The 17,048-nt window shown below is 69.8% G+C and carries 11 protein-coding genes; 8 read left to right on the forward strand and 3 right to left on the reverse strand.

What is annotated here, in order from left to right:
- The first annotated feature begins 26 nt into the window (after nt 1–26).
- The 3 genes from CG719_RS21450 to CG719_RS21460 all read left to right on the forward strand — a co-directional run bounded on the left by CG719_RS21450 (nt 27) and on the right by CG719_RS21460 (nt 8,996).
- Complete coding sequence (locus CG719_RS21450) at nt 27–1,286, forward strand: serine/threonine-protein kinase (protein ID WP_100570273.1); 1,260 nt, start codon at nt 27–29, stop codon at nt 1,284–1,286.
- Nucleotides 1,287–1,434: 148 nt separating this feature from the next.
- Nucleotides 1,435–4,677: a DISARM system SNF2-like helicase DrmD gene (drmD, locus tag CG719_RS21455; protein WP_100570274.1), complete on the forward strand. Its 3,243-nt coding sequence runs from the start codon at nt 1,435–1,437 to the stop codon at nt 4,675–4,677.
- Nucleotides 4,674–8,996, forward strand: a complete 4,323-nt coding sequence (locus CG719_RS21460; protein ID WP_100570275.1) for an Eco57I restriction-modification methylase domain-containing protein — start codon at nt 4,674–4,676, stop codon at nt 8,994–8,996. Before drmD ends, CG719_RS21460 begins: the two co-directional genes overlap by 4 nt.
- An 85-nt stretch (nt 8,997–9,081) precedes the next feature.
- Here CG719_RS21460 and CG719_RS21465 read toward each other — a convergent pair whose 3' ends face one another.
- A complete protein-coding gene (locus CG719_RS21465) occupies nt 9,082–9,288 on the reverse strand; it encodes a DUF397 domain-containing protein (protein ID WP_100570276.1) in 207 nt (68 codons plus the stop codon).
- Entirely contained in the window at nt 9,285–10,109 is an 825-nt protein-coding gene (locus CG719_RS21470; protein WP_100570277.1) for a helix-turn-helix domain-containing protein, read from the reverse strand. The genes CG719_RS21465 and CG719_RS21470 overlap by 4 nt, the downstream gene beginning before the upstream one ends.
- 275 nt (nt 10,110–10,384) lie before the next feature.
- Here CG719_RS21470 and CG719_RS36595 point away from each other — a divergent pair, with 275 nt between their 5' ends.
- Together CG719_RS36595 and CG719_RS21485 are read left to right on the forward strand one after the other, a co-directional pair.
- On the forward strand, nt 10,385–11,320 hold the full coding sequence (locus CG719_RS36595) for a hypothetical protein (RefSeq protein ID WP_234375688.1): 936 nt from the start codon (nt 10,385–10,387) through the stop codon (nt 11,318–11,320).
- A gap of 380 nt (nt 11,321–11,700) precedes the next feature.
- On the forward strand, nt 11,701–12,462 hold the full coding sequence (locus CG719_RS21485) for a hypothetical protein (RefSeq protein ID WP_199836724.1): 762 nt from the start codon (nt 11,701–11,703) through the stop codon (nt 12,460–12,462).
- 109 nt (nt 12,463–12,571) lie between these two features.
- Here the strand turns inward: CG719_RS21485 and CG719_RS21490 are convergent, their stop codons facing one another.
- Nucleotides 12,572–13,372: an FG-GAP repeat domain-containing protein gene (locus CG719_RS21490; RefSeq protein ID WP_107488232.1), complete on the reverse strand. Its 801-nt coding sequence runs from the start codon at nt 13,370–13,372 to the stop codon at nt 12,572–12,574.
- A gap of 206 nt (nt 13,373–13,578) precedes the next feature.
- Here CG719_RS21490 and CG719_RS21495 point away from each other — a divergent pair, with 206 nt between their 5' ends.
- From CG719_RS21495 to CG719_RS21505, 3 genes are all read left to right on the forward strand, one after another.
- Nucleotides 13,579–13,773, forward strand: a complete 195-nt coding sequence (locus CG719_RS21495; RefSeq protein WP_100570281.1) for a hypothetical protein — start codon at nt 13,579–13,581, stop codon at nt 13,771–13,773.
- 34 nt (nt 13,774–13,807) lie between these two features.
- Nucleotides 13,808–14,284 carry an ATP-binding protein gene (locus tag CG719_RS21500; RefSeq protein ID WP_100570351.1) on the forward strand — a complete coding sequence of 159 codons (477 nt, stop codon included), beginning with the start codon at nt 13,808–13,810 and terminating at the stop codon, nt 14,282–14,284.
- A gap of 180 nt (nt 14,285–14,464) precedes the next feature.
- Entirely contained in the window at nt 14,465–16,885 is a 2,421-nt protein-coding gene (locus CG719_RS21505) for a FlgD immunoglobulin-like domain containing protein (RefSeq protein ID WP_100570282.1), read from the forward strand.
- Nucleotides 16,886–17,048 lie beyond the last annotated feature (163 nt).

Genomic DNA, 17,048 nt, shown 5'->3' on the forward strand with positions numbered 1-17,048 from the left:
GGGCGCCGGGACTGGAGACGGGCGCAATGCGGCGAAGCCTGGGACGGTACGAACTCACGCGTGAACTGGGCCGGGGCGGCATGGGGGTCGTATGGGCGGCGTACGACGCCGCTCGCGGCCGCGACGTAGCGGTCAAGGTCCTCGCACCGCGCGGCCGGGGCGCCGAACCCAGCACCCTGGAACGCCGATTCCTCCGCGAAACCCGTCTCACCAGCCGCCTGAACCACCATGGCATCCCCGCCGTCCACGATCACGGCAGCCAGGACGGCGAGTTGTACCTGGTCATGGACCTCGTCCCCGGCCGCGCTCTGGACTCCGTCCTCAAGAGCGACGGCCCGCTGACCGTCGAGCAGGCCGCGGACATCACGCGGCGCGCCGCCGAGGTCCTCGCCTACGCCCACGGCCAGGGCGTCGTGCACCGCGACCTCAAACCCTCCAACCTGATGATGACCCCCGACGGGGAGATCAAGGTCCTGGACTTCGGCGTCGCCGCCGCCCTGGAGCCCGAGCCGGGCGAGACCCGCTTCACCGCGCCCAACGCCACGCCCGGCACGGTCATCTACATGGCACCCGAGCAGGCCGTCGGCAGGACGGTCCCCGCGAGTGACCTGTACTCCCTCGGCTGCGTGCTGTACGAACTCCTCACCGGCGCCCCGCCGTTCACCGACGGCAGCCAGTTCGTGCTGTACCACCGGCACGCCACCGAACCCGTGCCGCCACTCACCGACCGCCGCTCCGACGTCCCCGACGGGCTGCGGGCCCTCGTGGAGCGGCTGCTGGAGAAGAAGCCCGAGGACCGCCCCGCCTCGGCCGTGGAGGTGGCCGCCCTGCTCGCCGCCTGGACTCCCCGGCGGGCTCCGGCTTCCCCCGCACCGCCCGCACACCCGCGCCTCACCGAGATCGCCGCCGTGCGCCGCTCCGGACGCCCCGCCCGCGCCCTGGAGGAGTACGAGCAACTCATGGCCACACCGAGCCTCGCACACGCCGACCTCCTCGCCGCCCGTGCCGGAGCCGCCCTGTGCACCGGGGCGCTGGGCAACACCCGTGAGGCCCTGAACGAGCTGAAGTCGGTGCTGGCCGAACAGCGCAGCCTGCTCGGCCCGGGTGACCCTGCCGTGCTGGACACCCGCTACGAGATCGCCGTACTCCTGGTCCGCACGGGAGAGCGCCACGCGGCCGCGGAACTGCTGCGCCGGCTGGCCGAGGAGGAGGACAGGGTCCTGCCGGACGAGTCCGGGCCCGGACGCAGCCGAGCCCTGCTGGCCCGACTGCGGCGCATGACCTGAGCCGGCGCCACCCTCGCACGAACCCCCAACTTTGTAATCTCTGTTCACACATGACGGGCCGTGTTACTCTCCGACCACGCGCGCGTCCGGAGGGGAGACAGGCATTGTCTACGGGCGGCGTGGGAAGACGCCGAGGAGAACAGCGCCCATGACGCCTGCAGTTCAGCGTGCGACCGAACGGACGGGGGCGGAATTGCTGCCCGAGGAAGGCAATCTGGTCGAGGTGCGTGGCCAGTCCTGGGTGGTCGCCCGCGTCGAACCCTCCCCGGCCGCCGACGGCGAGGGGAACCGCCGGAACGCGACCCTGGTCCATCTCCAGTCCGTGGCCGACGGCCGCTTCGGTGACACCCTCTCCGTCATCTGGGAGGTGGAGCCCGGCCGCCGCGTGCTGCCCGCGGGTTCCCTGCCCGACGCCTCCACCGGCGTGTACGACACCCCGAACCGCCTCGCCGCTTTCCTCGACGCCGTGCGCTGGTCCGCCGTCGCCTCCGCCGACGCCAAGACCCTCCAGGCGCCGTTCCGTTCCGGTGTCGCCGTGGAGCCGTACCAGCTGGAGCCGGTGTCGCGAGCGGTCGGCGCACCCCGCGTCAACCTCCTCCTCGCCGACGACGTCGGCCTCGGCAAGACCATCGAGGCCGGCCTCGTCGTGCAGGAGCTCATGCTGCGCGGCCGGGCCCGCCGCACCATGGTGGTCTGCCCGGCCGGCCTCACGCTCAAATGGCGCGACGAGATGGCCGAGAAGTTCGGCCTGGAGTTCACCATCGTCGACTCCGAGCACTGCGCCCGCCTGCGCCGCACCCACGGAACGGCCGCCAACCCCTTCCGTGTGCACCCGCTCACCATCGTCTCCCTGCCCTGGCTGCGCGGCCAGAAGGCCCAGCGCCTCCTCGACGAGGTCATCGGCGCCCCCGAGGAGAGCACCGACGGCGAGCACAAGCGCTTCTTCGACCTGCTGGTCCTGGACGAGGCCCACCACGTCGCACCCGCCGCGCCCAAGCAGGTCTACGCCGTCGACTCCCAGCAGACCAAGCTGATCCGGCGCCTCGTCCCGCACTTCGAGCACCGCCTCTTCCTCTCGGCCACCCCGCACAACGGCTACCCCGAGTCGTACACGGCCCTGCTCGAACTCATCGACGACCAGCGCTTCGCGCGCGGCGTCGACCCCGACAAGGAAGCCCTCAAGGACACCGTCGTACGACGCCTGAAGTCGACGGTCACCAACGCCGACGGCACGCCCCGCTTCCGTACCCGCAGGACCCGCGAACTCCCCGTCGACTACACCCCGCAGGAACGCGAGATCCACCAACTGCTCGGCTCCTTCGCCGAGCTGCGCCGCAAGAAGCTCACCCCGAAGGCCCGGGGAGGCCGCCGTGCCGCCGACCTGGTGACGCTGCTGCTGAAGAAGCGCCTGTTCTCCTCCCCGGCCGCCTTCCTGCACACCGTCCAGGTCTACCTGTCCCACCTGGAGGACGCCGGCCCGGCGCGGGGACGTACGGCCGCCGCCGAAGTCCCCGAGTGGCTGGAGGAGTTCGCCGACCTGGTGGCCGATCTCGACGACACGGGATTGGTCGACGCCGAGGACGACGCCCTGACCCGCTCCACCTCCCTCACCCCGGCGGAGGACGGCCGGGAACTGGACCTGCTGCAGGAGATGGAGCGCTGGGCCCTCACCCACGAGGCGGCCCCGGACTCCAAGGCCGAGACCTTCATCAGCGAACTCAAGGCCGTCTGCCGGACACCCGACGGCAAGCGCTGGACCAACGAGCGGATCGTCGTCTTCACCGAGTACCGCGACACCCAGGAGTGGCTCCACGACCTCCTCCAGCAGGAGGGGCTGACCGACGGCGGCCGCGTGGAACGCCTGCACGGCGGCCTGTCCGCCGAGGAGCGCGAGCGCATCCGTCTCGGCTTCCAGACGGACCCGTCGCAGCCGGAGGGCAAGGTGCGCATCCTCCTCGCCACCGACGCCGCCGGCGAGGGCATCGACCTCCAGAACCACTGCCACCGCCTCATCAACTACGACATACCCTTCAACCCCAACAAGCTCGAACAGCGAATAGGCCGCATCGACCGCTGGGGTCAGAAGCACGACCCGGAGACCACCCACTTCATCGGCTCCGGTTGGCAGCAGGCCCAGGCCGGCTCCTACGAGGCCGACCTCGAATTCCTCTCCCGCGTCGCCAAGAAGGTCGCGCGCATGGAGCACGACCTCGGCTCCGTGAACGCCGTTCTCGCCGACGCCGTGCAGCGCCGCATGACGGGTGACACCGCCCCCGTCGACATCGAGAACGCCAAGCCCAAGCAGATCAAGGGCCGCCGCACCGGCGGCGAGGTCGCGCCCGAGCAGAACGTCACCGCCCAGACCAAGAGGCTCGCCGACCAGTACGAGGGCACCGTGTCGGCCCTCGGTCTGACCCCGGCCAACATCAAGCGCGTGGTCGAGACCGCCCTCGCCCTCGACCACCAGCCCGCTCTGCTGCCGTCCGCGTTCCGCGCCGGGCAGTTCGAACCGGGTGACCTCTTCGACGTGCAGCCGCTCTCCGGCAGCTGGGAGCGCGCCACTCGCGGCCTCGCCCACAAGCTGCGCGAGAGCGAGCAGCGCCCGCTCACCTTCTCACCGATGGTGGCCGCCCAGGCCCGGGACGACGTCGTCCTCGCCCACCTCAAGCACCCGCTCGTCGCCCTCTCCACGCGCCTGCTCACCGCAGCCGTCTGGAACGCCGACTCGGTCGGCCTCAACCGCGTCACCGCCGTCGTCTCCGACGACCCGGCCGTCACCACCACGCTGGTCTCGGCCTACGCGCGCTATGTCCTCGTCGGCACCGACGGCACCCGCCTGCACGAGGAAGTGCTGTACGCGGGCGGCTGGTTCGGCGACACCGGACGCTTCCGCCGCTGGGAGTCCGTCGGCGAACAGGGCCGGGTCCTGTCCCAGGCCCTCACCGACGGCACCGAGGCCGCCCCGCACCTGCGCAGGGAACTCACCGAGGCCTGGCCGAACCTCCGCGATTCGCTCTACCGGTCGCTCGAGGCCCGCGCCGCCGAACTCGGCCGCCAGCTGGAGAACCGCCTCGCCGACCGCCGGACCGAGGAGGAGCGCCGCATGACCGCCACCCTCGACCGCTTCGAGGCCACCCTGCGCACCAAGCTCAAGGAGGAGGGCGACGGCGAGGGGCAACAGCTCGCCCTGCTGTCCACCCACGAACTGACCGGCCACGAGCGCCGCCAGTTCGAGGACGACCGCCGCCGCTGGCAGGAACGCCTCGAAGGCCTCCCCGCCGAGCGCGAACGCGAACTCGCCGCCATCGCCGCCCGCTACCGCGAGCCCCGCTCCCACCTCTTCCCCGCCGCCGTCGTCTTCGTCGTTCCCGCAAAGGAAGCCCGCCGATGAGCCCCCGCCGCACCGTGAGCCGTGGAATAGCCGCCGCCAAGGCCCAGGCCACCGACGGCCGCCGGCAGCACCAGGAGTGGCTGGACCTCACCGAGGTCTCCGGCCCCTTCCTCACCATGCCCGTCCTGCTGCGGACCTGGCCCCAGCTCGACACCCTCGAAAAGGACGAACGCGCCCGCCTGCGCGCCCGCCACGCCGACTGGCAGACCGACACGACGGCGGGCCGCGACGAGTGGGTGGCGTACCTCCTGACCCGGCTCCTCGGCTGGAACGACGCCCTGACACTCCGCGTGGGCGAGACCGAGCACCACGGCCTGGACCGCCTCACCCTGCGCGTGCCCGAGCACAACGCCGAAGTCCGCCCCGACTTCGCCCTCGTCGACCCGGGCACCGACCTGGCGACCGAACCCAGCACCGAGGCCGCCGCCAAGCGGGTGCGGCTGCTGGGCATGACGGTCCCGGCGGGCACCGCGCCCACCGCGCGGACGGGCGGTGGCGGCGACTGGGCGGCGGCACCGGCCGACCGCCTGGCCCGCCTCCTCCGGCACCACGGGGTGCCGCTCGGCCTGGTGACGGACGGCCGCTGGTGGTGCCTGGTCTGGGCCCCGCTGGGCGGCGTCACGACCACGGCGGTCTTCGACACGATCGGCTGGAACGAGGCGGCGGAGCGGAACGTCGTCCGCGCCTTCGTCTCGCTGCTGCGGCGCCGCCGCTTCTTCGAGTACGACGAGCCCGAGTCGCTGGTGGGGCTCCTCAAGGCGAGCCTCGCGGCGGGCGAGGACGTCACCGAGGCGCTGGGCGTCCAGGTCCGGCAGGCCGTGGAACTCCTCGTCGACGCCATCGGGCGCGCCGACGTCCGCGCCGTCGAGAACGGTGCCGCCGGCCTGCACGCGGACGGCGTCGGCGCGAGCGAGGTCTACTGGGCCTCGGTCGCGGTGATGATGCGCGTCGTCTTCCTCCTGTTCGCGGAGGAACGCGGCCTGCTGCCGGCGGACAACGAGGTGTATGCGCGGTCGTACTCCGCCCGCTTCCTGCGCGACGAGCTGAAGGCGCGGGCGGACGAGGAGGGCGAGACGTCGCTGGAGCACACGACGTCGGCGTGGCACCGCCTCATCGCCCTCTTCCACGCGGTGCACGGGGGAGTGGACCACCCCGGCTCCGGCTTCCACCTGCCCGCGTACGACGGCTCGATCTTCGACCCCGACAAGTACCCGTGGCTGGAGCGCACGACCCCGCTCCTCCCCATCGACGACCGCACGGTCCTGCACATGCTCCAGGCGGTGCAGGAAGTCCGCGTCGGCAAGGGCAAGGACCGCGAGGTCCGCACGCTCAGCTTCCGCGCGCTGGACGTCGAGCAGATCGGTTACGTCTACGAGGGCCTGCTGTCGTACGACGGACGCCGGGCAACCGAGCACATGGTGGGCCTGATCGGCCCCGAGGGCCTGGAACACGAGGTCCCGCTGCGGGAGTTGGAGTCGCTGGCGGCGAAGGCGGGCGGTTCGCTGAAGACGCTGGCCAAGTCCATCCACGAGAAGTGGAAGGACCCGAAGCCCCCGGCGACGGCGGGCCAGTTGGAGAAGAAGCTCGCCCTGTTGTCGGCGGAGGACACGGCGGAGGCACGCCGCTGCCTGAACGCGGTGACGAAGGACCCGGCGCTGACGGAACGGCTGCTGCCGTTCGTCGGCATCCTGCGCGACGACCTGCGAGGCCTCCCGACGGTCATCCCGAACGGCACGCTGTACGTGGCCGAGTCCTCGCTGCGCAAGAACACGGGCACGCACTACACGCCCCGCTTCCTGGCGGAGGAGGTCGTGCTACACGCGCTGGAGCCCCTGGTGTACGAGCCGGGGCCGCTTCAGACGGCGGACACGAGGGAGTGGCGGCTGAAGTCGCCCGAGCAGATCCTGGACCTGAAGGTCGCGGACATCGCGGTTGGCTCGGCGGCCTTCCTGGTGGCTGCCTGCCGCTACCTGGGTGACCGGCTGATAGAGGCCTGGGAGAACGAGGGCCGCACGGACGCGATGGTCTACCGGGCGGGGCGCGCTGTCGAGGTTGTCACGGCGGCGGACGCGGAACAGGACCCGGTGGTGGTGGAGGCCCGCCGCCAGATCATCGAGCACTGTCTGTACGGGGTGGACATCAACCCCATGGCGGTGGAGATGGCCAAGCTGTCGCTGTGGCTGGTGTCCATGGACCCGGAGCGCCCGTTCACCTTCCTGGACGACCGGTTGGTGTGCGGGGACTCGCTCCTGGGCGTGCACAGCATGGAGCAGATCCAGGGCGTGCACATGAAGCCGGTGCAGCAGGCCGACATCTTGGCCGAGCAGGCACGCGAGTTGGTGGATCAGCTGACGCGGGAGCGGTTGGCAATCACCGCCATCAAGGGCGTGGATCTACCGGCACTCCAGAAGAAGCGGGAGCGCCTGGAGGAGGTCAACCGGCACTCGCGGCGGCTGCGGCTGGTGGGTGACCTGATCGCGGGGGCGGCGCTGGGTACGTGTGCTTCGGGGCGGGTGCCGTGGTACGAGGAGGACGGTGGGGAGCGGGTCCGGGATCTGTTCCCGCGAGTTGCGTTGATCGTCCAGCGGATCATGGAGGAGGAGGAGGTCGAGGACGAATCCGAGGTGGTGCGCGAGGCTCGGGCTACGGCGGAGGAGTGGCTGGAGGCCGAGCTGCCGGAGGGGGCGCTGGAGCGGCGGCCGGTGCATTGGCCGTTGGTGTTTCCGGAGGTGTTCACGCGGCGGGGTGGGTTTGATGCGGTCGTAGGGAATCCACCGTTCCTCGGGGGGCAGAAGCTTACGGGTGCCATGGGTGAGGCGTACCGCGAATACCTGGTCGATCACCTCGCGGGAGGTATGCGGGGGAGTGCCGACCTCGTCGCCTATTTCACTTTGGGTGTACACGGATTGCTCAACGACGGCGGTTACACAGGGCTTGTCGCTACGAACACCCTGGCGCAGGGCGACACGCGCGAGGTCGGTCTCGATCAGTTGGAGCGGGCCGGTGTGACGATCCGGCGGGCCGTCAAGAGCGCGAAGTGGCCATCCAGCTCGGCAAGCCTGGAGTACTGCGCAGTGTGGACCTCTCAGCGAAGGCTCGGTGAGTCAGCCGAGTATGTGCTCGGCGGCCAAAAGGTGATGAACGGGATTTCGACTTCACTGAATCCCGGTACTCGCGAAGCTTCTTGGGCGGAGAGACTGGCAGGGAACGGCGGCGTCTCCTTCGTCGGTTCTTACGTTCTCGGGCTCGGTTTCACGCTGCCCGAAAGCGAGGCGCGGGCATGGATCGCAGGGGACGAGAGGTATGCGGAGGTGCTGTTCCCATATTTGAATGGGCAGGATTTGAACAACCACCCCCAGCACAGTACCGATCGATGGGTGATCGACTTCCGTGACAGGTCGGAGAAGGACGCCCAGCGCTATCCCGGGGCCTATGAGAAGGTGCTGCGTGAGGTCAAGCCTGAGCGGGATGCGAACAATCGCAAGGTCTATCGCGACTACTGGTGGCAGTATGCGGAGAAGCGCCCGGCCATGATGAAGGCCATCGACCGGCTCGAACGATGCATCGTCATCACCCGTCACAGCAAGTCTGTCATGCCGGTCATGGTGCCCACTGGCCAGGTCTACAGTGAGGCCACGATTGTTTTTGCGGCCGACGACACCGCTCTTCTCGCATTCCTCAGCAGCGCTCCGCACTACTGGTGGGCGATCGACCGTGCCGGGACTATCAGGAACGATCTCCGTTACACCCCGAGTGATGTCTTCGAGACCCTCGCTCGCCCTCCGCTCGACAACCAACTCCGCGCGGCTGGGGCCCGGCTCGACACCTACCGTCGTGACGTGCTGCTGCGCCGCGACATCGGCTTGACGGACACCTACAACCTGGTTCATGACGAGGCATGCCAGGATGAAGATATCGTCGAACTCCGCCGTATCCACGAGGAGATCGACAGAGCTACCGTCGCCGCCTACGGATGGCAGGATCTCCTAGACGACTCCGGGCAGACTTTGCCCGCCGGCCCGACACACGAGACGTTTCCGCTCCACCATGGCTTTCACGAGACCGACCAGGGCACCCGCTACACCATCGGCCTTCTTGCCCGAACCGAGATCATCGACCGCCTGCGCCAGCTGAACCACCAGGCCTATGCCGACGAGGTTCATCTCCGCCGTCACAAGGGAGTGACGGACGAGAAGGCGAGGGAGAAGCACTCCGACCTGCCCCCGCCGTCGCCCGAGGTCGTCATGCAGCGCAAGGCGGAGCTGGCCGCGCGAGGTGGGTCGGATTTCGGTGAGGGCGCCGAGGGTGCCCTGTTCTGAGTCGACGGCATGACAACGGGCTCGTTCACTTCAGCTCAAGTGACTTGTACGAGCCCGTTGTTCCGCTCGGAAGCGTTGCTTGGCTCTACTCCGCAGCAAATGCCAGGAAGGTCGCCCACTCGCCCCGGCCGACCCGCAACACCGGCCCGCCAACCGCAGCCTTCGAGTCCCGTACGTACACGGCGTCCAGGTTGGCGGCCACCTCCACGCAGTCGCCGCCGTCCGATCCGCTGTAGCTGCTCTTGAACCAGTGCAGCGCGTTCACGTTCTCGGCAACCTGCTCCACACTCATGTCTCTCCAACCATCCGTTCGATGAGTCGCGCAGACTCCTCGACGTTCAAGGCCTGCGATCGCAGCTTGCCATATCGCAAGGCGAAGGCACTGACCTCTGCGGGCTCCGAGACGACGCACCCGACGCCCTGGGACTCGAAGTAGCCAAGGTGCTTGTGCTCGTGCGTCTCCACCACCACGAACGGACCGTTCTTGCCAGGATGGAACCCTCGACCGGCAGGCATGACCTGGATCTCCACGTTGCGTAACACGCCTACCTCCAGTAGCCGTTGCCACTGTTCGCGCATCACCTCTGGGCTGCCCACCGGGTCGCGCAATGCCTCCTCGCTGAGGATGAACGACAACTCGGCGAGCGGCACTCGCATGAGCAGCTTCTGCCGACTGAGCCGCGCCTCCGTGCGCTGGTCGATGATCTCCTCGCTGAGCGGCGGACAGTGCCCGGCGAAGACGGCCCGCGCGTACGCCTCCGTCTGCAACAGCCCCGGCACCAGCAGCGGGTCGTACGAGAAGCGGCTTACCACCTCCGCCTCGATCAACGCGAAGTTACGGAAGAACCGAGGCAACTTCGCCCGATCCACCTCGTCCTGGAGCACCTCCAAGACCCCGCACGCCTCCAGCACCCGATCCGCCGCCACAGTGAACGCCGCCTTCGCTGGCCGCCGTCCCTGCTCCACCGACGCGACCTGCTCCAGCGAGTAGCCGATGGCGTCACCGAGTTGCTGCTGATTCAACCCGCACCGCTTCCGCAGATGCTGCAGCAGCACGCCGTACGCCGACCACACGCCCGGCAGGTCGGGCCCCTCGTCCTTGGTCTTCGCCACACGACTGTTCCGCGTACCCCGTACCGCCTTCACGCTCCTACACCCTTCCGTCCCGGAACGCACGCCCCGCCCATCCGTATCCACAGCGGCGCTCGACCTCACCGCCAGGATTCTGTTCAACGCGATCCGTGCGAACCGGGACACGACGCTGCCCCGTACAGCGCCCGTACAAAAGCACGTACAACTCCGGCCCCAAGACCAGTAGGGTGGGGATCTTCGGGAGGCGTAGGCCCCTGGAGTCCCATAGGTGACGGTTCTTGATGAGACGTCAGCGAATGAATGACTACTCCGGCATCGCAGTACAGGAGGCGTGGAGCCTGCCCACTGCCGATACCGCCCGAGGGCACCAGGCTCTGTGGTGGAGCGTCGGGCCGGCCGGGGAACTCGTGGTCATGCTGGTCCACCGGCGGTACCTGGAACGCATCCCCTACATCAAGGGGTGGCTCGGGTGGCGGCTGAGGGGCCCGTTCACGGGCGAGCTGGTCACCATCACAGGGCAGGGGGAGCGGCGCCTCATGGTGGAGGACGTCCAAGTCCGGCCCAGCCACCTGGCTCTGCTCCCCGAGTCCCGATTCCTGCTGGTGAGCGGCCGTACGTTTCGTAGCGAGACCGACGGCCTCTGGACACCCAACGCCATGGTGTTCTCCGCATCGGGGACACCCGAGAGCGAGTTCTGCGTCGGCGACGACATCCCCGCCCTGATCACCGACCGCCACGGAGGGATCTGGACGGCCTACGGGGATGAAGGGATCTATGGCGGTCATCCCGAGTCCGGAGCAGGCCTCGCGGGCTGGGACACCGAAGGCCGTGCGACATGGGCCCCGGGGGATCGGCTGCCCGCCTACCCGTTGGAAGGCTGCACGGCAGCGACGGAGGGCGACCGAGTGTGGCTGGTCTGGTACTCCGGCAGCGGATCTGGCACCTTCCTGACTCGGATCACCCCGTCCACCGGCGAAGTGACCAGCTACCCCAGCCCCGTCCCCGATCCGGACGGCTTCGCGGTCCGTGGCAGTCGGGCCGTGCTGACCCGCCGCGACCACAACCAGCGGACAGTCGAACTCACCCGCGCCGAGCTTGACGGCAGCACCTGGACGGTGACCGACCGCCGAAGGCTCGACGTACCCGGACGCGTCGTCCTGCGCTGCGGCCAGGGTCGCGACGGAATCCTCTGGCTCCGCACGGGCGACACCTGGCTGTGCATAGAGGCGTGAGCCTTTCCAACACCCCGATCGTCCCGCCCGGAGACCCCGGACGGGACCCTACCCGGCCGCGAGCGCACGATCGCAGCCCACTCGTCGGGGCGACCCGCAGCTCGTGGCGCGCGCCGAGGAACTCCCATTCGGCATCCGTCAGTTCATGGCGGCGTATCACCCGACCATGACCCATCAGTCGAGATCATTTGACGGCAGACCCCAGGGGGTACGTGCTTCGCCCGCCGCACCGCACCGACCTCTCCGCCTCGCGGGAGGCGGGGATTGCCCGACGCCCCATTGTGATTCGCGGGTGTACAACCCCGGGTGGCTGCCAGCTGTCTGTAAGGCGCTGGAGGGATGAGCCTTCGGTGCCTTTCCGTACGGAGATCGGGGATCAGGTGGGGAAGCAGGTCTGGAGAGTCGTCGTGGCCGGTGGTGCGGCGGCGGTGTTCACGGCCGTGGCCGCGGTGCCGGCCGGGGCGGCCGAGGGTGGGGTCTCGTTCACCCGTGTCCAGGTGAACGGCGGCAAGCCGATTGTGATCGGGGTGTCGGAGGTCGCGGTGCCCGCCTTCTTCCGGATGGCGACCACTCGCAAGTGGAAGTGGCCGGCGGTGTTCCTGTACCGCGGTGGTGCGGGTGATCGGCTGTGGCACGCCATCGAGACGGGCGACTGCATCAAGGTGCGCTCGGGCGTCTGCGACTTCAACGAGACGATGTACTTCGACCCGAGCGTGTGGGACATGCGCAACAGCGAGGCCGGGGCCTGGAAGGTCGGGGCCGAGGTGTACTTCGAGGGCGGCGGTGGTGACACCGACGACAAGGGTCTGACGGTCCACGTCAAGCGCAACTCCCGCCTGACCGTCAACGCCTCGCCCGAACCGGTGTCCAAGGGCAGGACCATCACCGTGACCGGAAAGGTCACGCGGGCCAACTGGGAGACCAGGAAGTACGCCTCCTATGGAGGCCGCCTGGTGAGCCTGCAGTTCAAGCCTGCCGGCACCGCCTCCTACACCACGGTGAAGAAGGTGTACGCGAACGGCTCGGGTGCTCTCAGGACGACCGTGAAGGCCTCCAAGACGGGTACGTGGCGCTGGGTGTACCACGGCAACACCACCACCGGGCCGTCGACGTCGTCCGGGGACAACGTCGTGGTGAAGTGATGTCCGCGGTGATGGCGGGCTGGTGGGGGCCGAACCGGCGGTAACGGCTGCGACGGTCAAGGCGGCGGACCCGCCGCCTTACGTCCTGGCCGACCGCGAGCGGACGAGCCTAGTCGTCGATCGCCGCCCCGTACAGCGCGTCCGTCCGCAGGCCGCCGAACGCGCTCAGGCTGTAGGTCCAGGAGCCGGAGGTGGTCAGGCCCGACCTGCCCGCGGAGAACACCCAGACGTAGCCGTCGTTCGTGTTCTCACCGGGTGCGGAGACGAGCAGGCCGAAGCGTCCGTCGCCGTTCGGGTCGGTGAAGGAGACCTGGCCGCCGAACTTGTCGCCCTTCTCGACGGTACTCGGGACGTTCTTGGTGCCCTGGTTCACGGACAGTGCGCCGGTGGACGTCAGGCCCTTGGCCGAGCCACGCAGGACCGTGACGGCGCCCGCGTCGGCGACGGCGCCGATGTCCTCGCCCGCGACCCCGATCGCCACGTACGCGTATCCGTCGCCGTTGCTGTCGCCGACGGAGAGGTCGGTGCCGAAGCCGTCGCCCCGCTCGTTCGTGCCCGGCACGCCCGCCGAGTTCTGGGTCCAACACACGGGAGGCGAGCCCGGCCCCTTCCGGCCGGCGGGGCCGTCCGGACTGCCGTAGTAGACGCCGACCATGCCGCCGGTCATGTTCTCGCCGCCGTCGTCCGGGCTGTGCGGCTCGCCGGTGACCAGGTCGTCGTAGCCGTCACGGTTGATGTCGCCGGACGCGACGACCGGGCCGCCGCGCACCGCGGTGATCGGCAGCGGCTTTTCGTGCGACGCGGTGCCGGGCAGGATGTACGACCAGCCGTAGCCCGGCTCGTTGCCCACGCTGGTGCCGGAGACGACCAGGTCGGCGAAGCCGTTGTTGTCGTAGTCGCCCGTGGTCATCGACTTGGGCCGGGTGCCCGGCGCGTTGGTGGCGGAGGCCTTGCTGAGGGTCTTCCGCGGAGGCGAGGTGAGCGTGGTGCGTGACTTCTGGACCGGCCGCCGCGCCTGCGCGTCCGTGCTCTTGGCGGCGGGCTGGGGGGGCGGGCTCGAAGGTGTAGATCGTCAGCCCGACCGAGTCCATGACGGCGAGGGAGTCGCCGGGAGCGGTGTCGTCGAAGCGGGCCCACCACCGGGGCCATGTCCAACGCAACCCGTGGGAGCGAGGGCACGACGTGTGCCCCGTACAGCACCCGTACCAGCCCCCGTACAACAAGGGCACCAGCGAACCGCCCCGGCCGTACGACAAGCGCGACGTACGGCCGGCGTACCTGGTCAGCGGCACACCCACCCGCCCACGCTGATCTTGTGACACAACATCAGATCACCGACGGGACCATGCCGCCCCACGCCCCCGCCACCCACCAACTGACCCTGCGTTTCAGCAGCACCAGACGCGGCGCTCGGTTGGCCCGGCACCTCGCCGTCCAGCAGCTCACGGAGTGGACCGGCCTTCCGCACGACTCCGAACCCGCGCGAACCGTCGCCCTCGTCACGGCCGAGCTGGCCTCCAACGCGATCCGCCACGGCAGCGTTCCCGGCCGGGACTTCCGGCTGTCGCTGCTCCTCCTGCCGCACGGCCTGCGGATCGAGGTGACGGACACCCGCCCCGAGCGCCTGCCCCCGCACCCCGCCGCCCCGCCCCCGCCCGCCGACGCGACGTCGGGCCGTGGACTGCTCCTCGTCCAGGCGTACGCGGACCGCTGGGGCTGCACCGCCCACGACGCGTACACCAAAACCGTCTGGGCCGAGGTCCGTCACACGCCCCCACCGCGGCCGGCAGGAAGACGGCCGGCAGCGACTGCCGGGCACTGACACTGTCGCGAAGCGGACACATCATCACCACATAGGATTCGCAAATATGTTCGGAATGCTGGGCGTCTCCGGTGCTAGCCTGACGCGCGCCTTTCGAAGATCACTTGGAGGTGTCACGTGTCCATACGCCACCGACCGAACCGAACACCATCAATCGTCCGAGGCGCGCTCGCCACGACCATGGCCCTCGCGGCCGCCGGCGGAACCCTGCCCTTCCTCCTCACCAGCGCCCATGCCGCGACGACGGCGCCCCCGACCCTGACGATCGATGCCCCGGACCGCTACCTGCCCCGCCCCTACAACCTGGAGTCGGCAGGCACCGTCGGCGACCTCAACCAGGCGCAGCTGGACAGCGACGCCTTCACGGCGTACCGCTGGAGCCCCGTCACCGGCGACCCGCAGAACGTGGGCAAGGACCCGGCCGACACCTCCGCCGAGCGCATCGGCGGCCACGCCTCCGACGTGGTCGGGGTCTACACCGTGGCGGACCGGTCGGTCGAGCTGAAGGACATGAAGGCCGGTACGTCGGCCCGGTTCACGCTCCCCGAGGGACAGACGTACCACGGCACCTTCGGCGAGACCGTGGTGACGGTGACCTGGACGGCCGGCGGTGACGTCGACTCGCTGCATCTGCTGCGCCTGCGCGACGGACAGCTCACCGACACCCCGGTGACCGGCGAGAACGGTGTGCGCGCGGCGTCGTACAAGGTGCTCGGCGCGGATGCCGGCCAGTTGGCGATCATCGTCTCCGGTGACCCGACGGGCGAGGTCGGGCTGGTCGACCTGGCGACCGGGGAGATCACCGGCGTACTCAAGGGCTCGTGGGTCAGCGGCTTCACCCAGGTGGTGCTCTCCGAGACGTACGCCGGGTGGTTCGATCCGGCGTACGGCGACGAGAAGGTGCACCTGCTGCGCCGGAACGCCCTGGGCGGCGCGGAGACCACGGTCGGCGTGGCGTCGGCGTACGAGCAGCGGTCGTTCGTCGCGCTGGTGGGCGACTGGGTCGTCTCGCTGCGCCAGACCGAGTCGTTCCGCAACAGCGACGCGCCGAAGGACCGCGGCGAGCCGCTGCTTGCCGCGCCGATCGGCGGGGGAGCGACGAGGACGCTGCTGCCGCACGGCCGCCTGGGCGGTACGTACGGGCTGAACCCGACGCCCGACGGCGGCGTCCTGGTCGCGGGCGGCAGTTCGGCGGGCGACTGGGCCGTGCGCAAGGTGAGTGTGCGGGCCGACGGCAGCCTGGGCGTGAGCGCGGTCCGGGCCGTGGCGCCGAAGCCGGGTACGTACGGAGCGGTGACGCTGGCGGCCGGGGACCTGGCGGTGCAGGAGACGGACACCAACTACCTGCCGTCGCTGTACAAGCGGCACATCGAGCTCGGTGACACCCCGTCGGCCGGAAAGCGCAGCCTGGTGGCCGAGCCGCCGCGGAGCACGGACGGCACGGGTGGCTCCGCGGGCAACGGCGCTTACGCACTGGGCGACGGCACCTTCGCCTACGCGAAGGGCCCCGGGATCGAGGTCCTTTCGAATCCCGACGACGCCGCGGTCCTCGCCGCGCCAGGCGGCGGGCAGGTCGTCGACGCCTCCGGCCGGTATGTCGTCTACGGGTACGGGTACATGTCCGGCTTCGGGCAGTACCAGCAGCACGTCATCGATCGCGAGAAGTCCGGCGACGACAAGGTGCTGCTGACACGCGCGGCCTCGGCCGCCGCCGTCTGGGGTACGACGTTCTGGACACCCGGCGACACCAAGGGCACCGTCAAGGCCACCGACCTGAAGTCGGGTACGACCGAGTCCTTCTCGCTCGGCAAGGAGTGCACGCCGACGGACCTGCAGGCCGTGGGCCGCTGGGTGTACTGGACGTGCGATGCCTACAGCGACCTCCCGGCGTCCGGCGTCTGGGACCGCACCACGCAGCGCATGATCGATGTCCCCAAGGGCGGCAAACTCGGTGACGGCTATGTCGTTCTGCACGACGCGACCGCGGGCAAGCTCCAACTCGTCGACTTCCACACCGTCGACAGCGTGACGACCCGTACGCTGGCGGACATCACCGGTTTCCTGGCCCCCAACTACTACGCCGTCGACAGCTTCGGCGGCGGAGTGGCCTACGTCCCAGGGCGCGGTAAGCCCGGCGCCATGCGCGCCGTCGGCTCCGGCGTGCCCACCTCTCCGCTCGCCGCGATCGAGACCCACCCCGAGACGTCCGTCGACCTGCAGTCGGCCACGGACGACCGTTGGGACGGCTCCTGGCAGTTGTCGAAGCCGGCGGCTCCGGGTACGCAGGTCGTGATCAAGGACGCGGGCGGCAAAGTCGTCCGCACACTGGACGCCGTACAGCGCGGCGCGGCGCTCACCGCGGCGTGGGACGGCAGGCGCTTGAACGGGAAACCCTCACAGAACGGGACGTACACCTGGGAGCTGACGGCGGCCCCACGGGACGGGCAGGGCGCGGAGCTGAAGCTCAGCGGCGCGATCACGGTGACGGGCGCGGGCGGCAAGGCGACACCGAACGCGTCCAACCATCGTGCTGCCGACAGCGGTTACGGCGCGGTGCGCAGCCACGACTCGCTCGCCTCACGCAGGGAGAACGCTCTCTAGCGAACTGGGTCACCGTTCGGCGTACCCGACGTCGGCAGGCCCGTACTTCCGGGCACCGGATCGCTCCGTCGCATACGGCGCTGCCCCGCCCGGTGCGCGAGTCCTGATCCGACATCCGGCGCGGCCGTGTCACCGATACCCGATCGGTGACACGGCCGTGTGC

Origin of the sequence: Streptomyces sp. CB01373, from assembly GCF_002803075.1 — a bacterium.
Classification (GTDB): Bacteria; Actinomycetota; Actinomycetes; order Streptomycetales; family Streptomycetaceae; genus Streptomyces.

Bases quoted from the DNA above. Each gene is read 5' to 3' on its own strand.
- CG719_RS21450 (WP_100570273.1), top strand. From the start codon at position 27: ATGCGGCGAAGCCTGGGACGGTACGAACTCACGCGTGAACTGGGCCGG.
- drmD (WP_100570274.1), top strand. From the start codon at position 1,435: ATGACGCCTGCAGTTCAGCGTGCGACCGAACGGACGGGGGCGGAATTG.
- CG719_RS21460 (WP_100570275.1), top strand. From the start codon at position 4,674: ATGAGCCCCCGCCGCACCGTGAGCCGTGGAATAGCCGCCGCCAAGGCC.
- CG719_RS21465 (WP_100570276.1), bottom strand. From the start codon at position 9,288: ATGAGTGTGGAGCAGGTTGCCGAGAACGTGAACGCGCTGCACTGGTTC.
- CG719_RS36595 (WP_234375688.1), top strand. From the start codon at position 10,385: ATGAATGACTACTCCGGCATCGCAGTACAGGAGGCGTGGAGCCTGCCC.
- CG719_RS21490 (WP_107488232.1), bottom strand. From the start codon at position 13,372: ATGACCACGGGCGACTACGACAACAACGGCTTCGCCGACCTGGTCGTC.
- CG719_RS21500 (WP_100570351.1), top strand. From the start codon at position 13,808: ATGCCGCCCCACGCCCCCGCCACCCACCAACTGACCCTGCGTTTCAGC.
- CG719_RS21505 (WP_100570282.1), top strand. From the start codon at position 14,465: ATGGCCCTCGCGGCCGCCGGCGGAACCCTGCCCTTCCTCCTCACCAGC.